The 7,405-nt window shown below is 74.2% G+C and carries 7 protein-coding genes and 1 pseudogene; 6 read left to right on the top strand and 2 right to left on the bottom strand.

Annotated elements, in window-relative coordinates; all coding sequences use genetic code 11:
* Together KS423_RS32880 and KS423_RS32875 are read left to right on the top strand one after the other, a co-directional pair.
* The coding region (locus KS423_RS32880; RefSeq protein WP_224283411.1) for a transglycosylase SLT domain-containing protein at window positions 1–505 on the top strand (505 nt) is incomplete at its 5' end.
* 90 nt (window positions 506–595) lie between these two features.
* Entirely contained in the window at window positions 596–1,696 is a 1,101-nt protein-coding gene (locus KS423_RS32875; protein WP_224283410.1) for a calcium:proton antiporter, read from the top strand.
* 362 nt (window positions 1,697–2,058) lie between these two features.
* Here the strand turns inward: KS423_RS32875 and KS423_RS32870 are convergent, their stop codons facing one another.
* Complete coding sequence (locus KS423_RS32870) at window positions 2,059–3,126, bottom strand: LPXTG cell wall anchor domain-containing protein (RefSeq protein ID WP_224283409.1); 1,068 nt, start codon at window positions 3,124–3,126, stop codon at window positions 2,059–2,061.
* 434 nt (window positions 3,127–3,560) lie between these two features.
* Here KS423_RS32870 and KS423_RS32865 point away from each other — a divergent pair, with 434 nt between their 5' ends.
* The 3 genes from KS423_RS32865 to KS423_RS32855 all read left to right on the top strand — a co-directional run bounded on the left by KS423_RS32865 (window position 3,561) and on the right by KS423_RS32855 (window position 6,662).
* Complete coding sequence (locus KS423_RS32865; protein ID WP_224283408.1) at window positions 3,561–5,063, top strand: geranylgeranyl reductase family protein; 1,503 nt, start codon at window positions 3,561–3,563, stop codon at window positions 5,061–5,063.
* 212 nt (window positions 5,064–5,275) lie between these two features.
* Window positions 5,276–5,926: a TNT domain-containing protein gene (locus KS423_RS32860; protein WP_224283407.1), complete on the top strand. Its 651-nt coding sequence runs from the start codon at window positions 5,276–5,278 to the stop codon at window positions 5,924–5,926.
* A gap of 136 nt (window positions 5,927–6,062) precedes the next feature.
* The gene (locus tag KS423_RS32855; RefSeq protein ID WP_224283406.1) at window positions 6,063–6,662 is read left to right on the top strand and encodes a GNAT family N-acetyltransferase; all 600 of its coding nucleotides are present in this window, start codon (window positions 6,063–6,065) and stop codon (window positions 6,660–6,662) included.
* 41 nt (window positions 6,663–6,703) lie between these two features.
* On the opposite strand, the gene KS423_RS32850 is transcribed toward KS423_RS32855, so the two are convergent.
* Window positions 6,704–6,994 (bottom strand): hypothetical protein, encoded by a 291-nt coding sequence (locus KS423_RS32850; RefSeq protein ID WP_224283405.1) that lies wholly within the window; start codon window positions 6,992–6,994, stop codon window positions 6,704–6,706.
* A 205-nt stretch (window positions 6,995–7,199) separates the two neighbouring features.
* Between KS423_RS32850 and KS423_RS32845 the strand changes: the two are divergent.
* Window positions 7,200–7,405 (top strand): annotated as a pseudogene (locus KS423_RS32845) (hypothetical protein); the annotation flags it as partial.

Below are 7,405 nucleotides of genomic sequence, written 5' to 3'. Positions count from 1 at the left end.
GCCCGGCGGGCCGGGCGCCGCCCCTCGCGCGGTGCCCCCGCCGTCCGGCGCGATCCCGGCCGGCTCGGACGTTCCGGTGGCCTACCGGGGCGTGATCGACAGCACGGCACGGCGCTGCCCCGAGCCGGAGGTCACCCCGGTGCTGCTGGCCGCCATGCTGAAGGCCGAGAGCGGCTTCGACCCGAACGCCGCCCGACCGGAGACCGGCGAGTACGGCATCGCCATGTGGACGCCCTCCGTCTTCAAGGCGTGGGGCGAGGCCGCCACCCACGCCGGCCCCACGTCGTACTGGGACCCGGGCGACGCGATCGCGGCGATGGGCAACTACGCCTGCTGGCTCGACCAGCAGATAAAGCGCCACGGCTTCACCCGCGACCTGCCCGCCCTGGTCGTGGCGGCCTACCGGACCAGCGACAAGACCGTGGCGGCCGCCGGAGGCGTCCCGGAACGGGTTCGGATACATGTCGACAAAGTCATCCGGTACCTTCACGACTACGGTGGGTGAGCGGCGAAACGGGATGAGTTATGCCACATCCATACGTATCCCGGCGCGGGCACCCGGGTGACCGGCCTCCGGTCTGGAATCCTCGGCGGCATGATCACGAAGCTCCGCGCGGGTGCCGCGCAATGGACCGTCGTCGTTCCGGTGGTGTCCTTCCTCGTCCTCGTCCTGACCTGGCACGAGGAGCTGCCCGGCTGGGTGGTGGCGGTGGTCGCCTGCTTCCTGGTGGGCGCCGTGCTGTCCGCCGTGCACCACGCCGAGGTCATCGCGCACTGGTCGGGGGAGCCCTTCGGATCGCTGGTCCTCGCGGTGGCGGTCACCGTGATCGAGGTCGCACTGATCGTGACGCTGATGGCCGACGGCGGGGACAAGTCCGCCACGCTGGCCCGGGACACCGTCTTCGCCGCCGTGATGATCACCTGCAACGGCATCCTGGGACTGTCCATCCTGGTCGCCGCGGTCAAGTACCGGACCGCCGTGTTCAACGCCGAGGGCACCGGCGCCGCGCTCGCCTGCATCGCGACCCTCGCGACCCTCAGCCTGGTGCTGCCGACCTTCACCACCAGCACGCCCGGCCCGCAGTTCTCGACCACCCAGCTCACCTTCGCGGCCACCGCCTCGCTGGTGGTCTACGGACTGTTCGTCGCCACCCAGACCGTCCGGCACCGGGACTACTTCCTGCCCGTCACCCCCGAGGGCCGGGTGCTGGACGAGGAGGACCACGCCTCCCCGCCCACCCTCCGGGCCGCCGGGGTCAGCCTGCTGCTGCTCGCCGTCGCCCTGGTGGCGGTGGTGGGCCTGGCCAAGGGCGTGTCGCCGACCATCGAGAAGGCGGTGGACGACGCCGGGCTCCCGCACGCCGTGGTCGGCGTGGTGATCGCCATGATGGTGCTGCTGCCGGAGACGATCGCGGCGCTGCGCGCGGCCGTCCGCAACCGGGTGCAGACCAGCCTCAACCTCGCCCTCGGCTCGGCGCTCGCCAGCATCGGCCTGACCATCCCGGCGGTCGCGATCGCCTCCAGCTGGCTCTCCGGCCCCCTTGTCCTCGGCCTCGACCCGGCGCACATGGTGCTGCTGACCCTGACGATCGTGCTGCTCACCCTCACGGTCATCCCGCGCCGGGCGACTCCGCTCCAGGGCGCGGTGCACCTGGCGGTGCTGGCGGGGTACGTGGTGCTGGCGTTGAACCCGTGAGGGCGCGCCGGCCGTAGTCGAGAGTGGAAGCCTCTGGCCCGTTCCCCCGCGCGGCCAGGGGCTTCCGGCGTTCCCGGGGCCGGGTCGGGGGTGCCGGTGGGGTCGGTGATGTCGGCGGTTCCGGTGGTGCGGTCGGTGAACCCGGGGGGAGCGTCCGGCCGTGGTTCCGGGTGAGGGCCCTGGCCCGCCCCCGTGGCCAGGGCCCCTCGTCGATCCCGGTGCGACCGCCGGTGAACCCCCGAGGGGGTGCGCGCCGTGGAACGACGGGGAGCCCCTGGCCACGCAGCTGCTCGCGGGCCAGGGGCTCGGTGGTGCCGCGGCTCAGTCGCGGCATGCCGCCCGGGAAGGCCCGGGCGGGTGTGTCAGGAGTCGGTGCGGCGACGGCGGGTGTAGACCACCGCGCCCGCGCCGCCCAGCAGCAGCACGGTGCCGGCGCCGGCGTAGAGCAGGGTGCCGTCACTACCGGTGGTGGCCAGCTTCTTGCCGTCCGCGGCGGCGCCCGGGATCGGGGTGGGCACGCTGACCTTGTCGGGCATGATCAGCGGCTGCTCCGGGTTGACCGGGGTCTCGGTGGTCGGGACGTTCACCGGCACGGTGGCGGTCGGCGCGCTGGACGGGGCCGGGCTCGGGGTGCCGCTGGGTGCGGTGGTCGGCTCCTGGGTGGCCGGGGTGGTGGCCGGAGTCGTCGCCGCCGGGCTGGTCGGGGTGGTGGCCGGAGTCGTCGCCGCCGGGCTGGTCGGGGTGGTGGTCGGAGGCACCGGGGGCTTCGGCGTCTCGGTGGGCTGCGTGCTCGCGCTCGGCGAGGCCGGGGTCGTCGCGGGCGTCGTGGCCGGGGTCGTCGCCGGGGGCGTCGCGGGCGTCGTGGCCGGGGCCGACGGGCTGTGCGAGGGCACCGAGGTCGGGCTCGCCGGCGGCGTCTTCACCGGGGTCGGCGTCACGGTCGCCGAGGGCTTGCCGGTCGGGACCGGAGGCTGCCCGCCGCAGTCGACCTTGAACACCTTGTGCTTGGGGTTGTTGAGGTCCGGCTTCTTGGGCAGCTTGCCGTCCACCAGCTCGACCGACTGCCAGTAGAGCTTGTAGTGGCCGTCCGGCAGGTGGATGTCCTCGGTCCGCACGTGCCCGTGCGGGTCGACCGGGAGGTCGCCCCACGCGGCGAGCGTCTCGCCCTTGGGGCCGACGGTGGCGATCGCCCAGATCACGTCCTGGTTGGCGTCGAAGCCGAAGGAGTCCAGGTAGAAGGTGCAGACCTTGGGCTCGTTGCGCACGTCCTCCTGGCCGGTGGCGGCGTCGTGGATCTTGACGGTGCCGTTGTTGCCGGGGGCGCCGCCCTTGCCGCCCGAAACGGCGTGCGCGGCGGGGGCGAGCAGCATGAGCGCGGCGGCGGTCGGGACGGCCACCAGGGAGCGCGCGGCGGTGGAGCGGAGGTGCATCGGAGTTCCATCGGGTACGGCAGGCCGGGGCGGGCCCGCGCGGCGGGGAGGGAGCCTCCGGTCGGCCGTTCGGCAGGAGCCGGTGTCGTGCGACGGGAGGGGCACAAGAGTTCCCGCAGCGGGAAACGTGACGCAAGGGAGGTTTGGCCGAAATGCATCGCTGAAGGCGATTGGTCCGACTAGTCCGTCATAACGATCCGATCACCCGATTGTCGGGACTTCGTGTGCGTTCGACCCTGGTGGGCGGTCAACTCCGCTCCCCGGTCCGGCAGGTGGTCCCGGACGGCCGTGGTGGCCGGTATTGACCGGTTCGCGGCAGCGGACTGCGTGTCGGGGCGGCGGGTCGGCGCCGGGGTTCTCTATCGTCCGTCCGGGACCGCCCAGCCCGCAGCCTCCGCTGCGTGTACAGCCGATCCGACCCGTGGGAGAGTGCGATGCCCGGCCCAGAGCAGACCGTCCCGGAGCCGACCGGCGAGGCCGGCGGGCAACAGACCGGTGGGCAGCAGACCGGTGGGCAAGAAACCGATGGACGACAGGCCCACGAGCGGCGGCCGGGGACCACCCGGGACGGGGTGCCCGTCCGGCCCGAGGGGCCCGTCGGGGGTGAGGGGCCCGTCCGCGCCGGGGCGACCGTCCGGGCCGGGGAGAGCGTGAAGGCCGGGGAGACCGTCCAGGCCGGGGGGAGCGCCGACGTCATCGTGGTCGGCGCCGGGCCGGCCGGCTCCACCGCGGCAGCCCACCTCGCACGGACCGGACTGGACGTCCTGCTGCTGGAGAAGTCCGTCTTGCCGCGTGAGAAGGTCTGCGGGGACGGCCTCACCCCGCGCGTCGTCAAGCAGTTGACCGACCTCGGCATCGACGTCTCCGAGGAGGCCGGCTGGCTGCACAACCGGGGCCTGCGGCTGGTCTCCGGGCGCCGCTCGCTGGAGTTCGACTGGCCCGAGCTCTCCGCCTTCCCCGGGTTCGGACTGGTCCGGCGCCGCGCCGACTTCGACGAACTGCTCGCCCGCAAGGCCGCCTCGGCCGGTGCCCGGGTGGTCGAACGCGCCAATGTGACGGGCCCGTTGCTGGACGAGCGGACCGGCCGGATCACCGGCGTCACCGCCAGGCTGGGGGAGGAGCGCCGGCCGGTCGCCTACCGGGCCCCGATCGTGGTCGCCGCCGACGGCAACTCCACCCGGCTGTCGGTGGCGATGAAGCGCTACCGCCGCACCGACCGTGCGATGGGCGTCGCGTACCGGACGTACTTCACCACCCCGCGCCACGACGACCGCTACCTGGAGGCCTGGCTCGACCTGCGCAGTCCCACCGACCCGGCCCGGCGCCTGCTGCCCGGCTACGCCTGGGTGTTCGGCATGGGCGACGGCACCGCCAACGTCGGACTCGGGATCCTCGACACCGCCAAGGCGGAGGTGGACTGGCGGGAGCTGCTGCGCCGCTGGTGCGACGGCCTGCCGCCGGAGTACGGCTACACCCCCGACGGGGTCACCGAGCCGATCCGCGGCGCCGCCCTGCCGATGGGCCTCAACCGCCAACCCCACTACGCCGACGGCCTGCTGTTGGTCGGCGACGCGGGCGGCACGGTCAGCCCGGGCACCGGCGAGGGCATCGCCTACGCGATGGAGTCCGGCCGCTACGCCGCCGAGACCATCGTCCAGGCCCTCGCCCGCCGCACCGACCGCGGTCGCGAACTCGCCCTGCGCGCCTACCCGCAGGCGCTGCGCTCCGCCTACGCGGGTTACTTCGCGCTCGGACGCCTGGCCGCCGAACTGCTGGGCCGCCCGAAGCTGCTCGGCACGGCGGGGGCCGCCGGGCTCGGCCACCCGGCGCTGCTGAAGGTGGCGTTCCGGCTGATGGTCAACCTGACCGAGCCGAACTCCAAGGACGCCCTCGACCGGCTGCTCCACCTGCTCGGGCGGGTCGCCCCGGGGAAGTGACCCGGCCGCACCGGACCGCTCATCCTGATGGACGGACGGTCCCGGTGTCCCGGGTTCGGCCGAATCCGCGGAGCCGAACGCCCAGTCGCACGGATCGTGTTGACGAATGATCAGTGAATCCGATTGCCTGGTGTCGAACCAGCCACGGAGGGTGAGTGCGACGACCCTCCGTGGCTCCTTTCTCGACCGCTGACCCGTTCGACGGAGACACCGTGCGCCTTCGCCTGCTCGTCGCGCCGCTCGCCGCGGCCACCGCCCTCACCGCCCTGAGCACTCCCGCCGCCGTCGCGGCCCCGGCGGCCACCCCCTCCGACCAGTGCTCCGCCGCCTTCCGCCACGACGACGCCCGCCTCGGCCCCGCAGACCTCCCGACCACCGGCCCGGTCGGCCGCCAGCTCATCGGCTACCAGCGCACCGGCGGCGCGAGCGACCAGGACTTCCTGGCCAGGTACTACGACCCGGCCGGCAACGGCGGCAAGGGCGGCTGGACGTACCCGCCGGCCGACGGCTACGTCACCCTGCCCGACGGCAGCCCGATCGAGTTCGACCTCACGCTCTACCCGAACCAGAACATCGACCGCTACGGCAGTGAGTACGGAGCGTTCCTCGCTCCCGAGGGCCTGCCCTACGCCAACCGCGCGATCCCGCCGCAGAGTCTGGACGGCAACCCGCCGGCCGCCTGCAACTACCACGACTACAAGGTGGTCAAGGCCTTCACGGTGCACGCCGGCCCGATCGCGCCCTGGTTCAACCAGCCCGGCTGGGGCCTCCAGTACCAGCTCGACGGCGCCCTGCTGCCCGGCGGTCCGGCCAGGCTGAACGTGCTCTGGCTGGTGGAGAACGGATACCTGGCCCGGATCTGACCCCGCCCCACCTGAACGGCGGCGCCCGGTGCCCGGCCCCGGCCGGTCACCGGACGCCGCCGTCGCGCCGGTCGCGCGGTGCCGGAAACGCGATATTCGCTGGCGGGCACCGGGGAGCGGGGGATAGGAAGACGGGATGACCACCAGCGATCCCGGCACCGACCAGCGCGTCTTCCGCCCCACCGTCCTCGACCTCGGTGACGTCCTGCTGCGCCCGTGGGGGCGCGCCCTCGACGTGCCCGGCGGCATCGGGCCCGCCCTGACCGCCGCCGCGGCGGACCCGGCCGTCGCCCGCTGGAGCCCGCTCAGCGCCGCCGGCCCGGTGGTCGTCGACACCTACCTCGGCCGTTGCGAGGAGCACTGGGCCGCCGGCACCGCGGCGCCGTTCGCCGTCGTCGACGCCGCCGACGGCAGCCTCTGCGGCAACGCCTACCTGGGGTGGACCAACCGGGACGACGGCGTGGCCATGATCGGCTACTGGCTGCTCGCCGCCGCCCGCGGCCGGGGCCTGGCCACCCGGGCCACCACCGCCGTCACCCGCTGGGCGGTGGAGCACGCCGACGTTCGCCGCATCGAGCTCTACCACGCCGTCGCCAACGAGGACTCCTGTCGCGTCGCGACGCGGGCCGGGTTCCCGTACGAGGGCACCCTGCGCGGCTCCTACACCTACGGCGGGGGCGTCTACGTGGACGAGCACCTGCACGCCCGGCTGGCCTCTGACGCGTTCGCGGACTGAGGGCCCGCGGACGGGTCCGCGGACGGCGCCGTGGGACGGGATCAGCCCCGGACGGTCGCGCCGTGGACCCCGTACGCGTGGGCGCCGCCCTCGGCGAAGCGCTGCTCCTGCACGGCCGTCAGCCGACGGTCCGGCAGGACGGCGACGACCGCGGCCGCCACCTCCAACCGATCGGCGGCGATCAGCCAGCCGAGGGCCTTCCGGTACGTGCCCGGCTGCGCCGCGTCCGTCAGCGCGGCTTCGTCGGCCAGTCCGACGTTGTCGGCGAACGTGCCGGCCTCCCCGTACAGACGGAAGCCTGTGCCCGGACGACGCAGGTGGGCCGGCGCCACTCCGGGCCGCGGCGGACCGCTCGTCGCTCCACCGGCCCGCCGTCCCGAACGGAGGCAGGGCAGGGCACCTCCCAGCCGTCCCGTGCCCCGGCGGGCCGCCGAGCGGTTTTCGGGGCCCTCGGGGCGCAGGCTGCGCGCGCGGCGGAGGAGCGACCTAACCTGGAGGGGAGCGTTCGGTGCGTCGCCCGCGAACGGAGCGGTGACCATGACGGTGATCTCGACGGCTCTCTTCGGTACCGACTGGTGGCAGCCCACGCTGCCCGGCGGTGCCGAGTTGCTGCGCGAGTGTGCCGCCCGCGGGTGGACGGTCGTGCTGACCGGCCCCGGGCCGGCCGGGGCCCCGGCGCTGACCGTGGCCGATCCCGGCGGCGACCCGGTGCGGGCCGCGCTGGAGCTGGTGGACGGCAGGCC

Origin of the sequence: Streptomyces sp. LS1784, from assembly GCF_020103755.1 — a bacterium.
Lineage (GTDB): Bacteria > Actinomycetota > Actinomycetes > Streptomycetales > Streptomycetaceae > Kitasatospora.
The sequence above is the reverse complement of the archived record's forward strand: the minus strand, read 5'-3'. Positions and strand labels throughout refer to the sequence as shown.

Excerpts from the sequence above, each read along its gene's own strand:
- KS423_RS32865 (WP_224283408.1), top strand. The coding sequence starts at position 3,561 with ATGCCCGGCCCAGAGCAGACCGTCCCGGAGCCGACCGGCGAGGCCGGC.
- KS423_RS32855 (WP_224283406.1), top strand. The coding sequence starts at position 6,063 with ATGACCACCAGCGATCCCGGCACCGACCAGCGCGTCTTCCGCCCCACC.
- KS423_RS32875 (WP_224283410.1), top strand. The coding sequence starts at position 596 with ATGATCACGAAGCTCCGCGCGGGTGCCGCGCAATGGACCGTCGTCGTT.
- KS423_RS32870 (WP_224283409.1), bottom strand. The coding sequence starts at position 3,126 with ATGCACCTCCGCTCCACCGCCGCGCGCTCCCTGGTGGCCGTCCCGACC.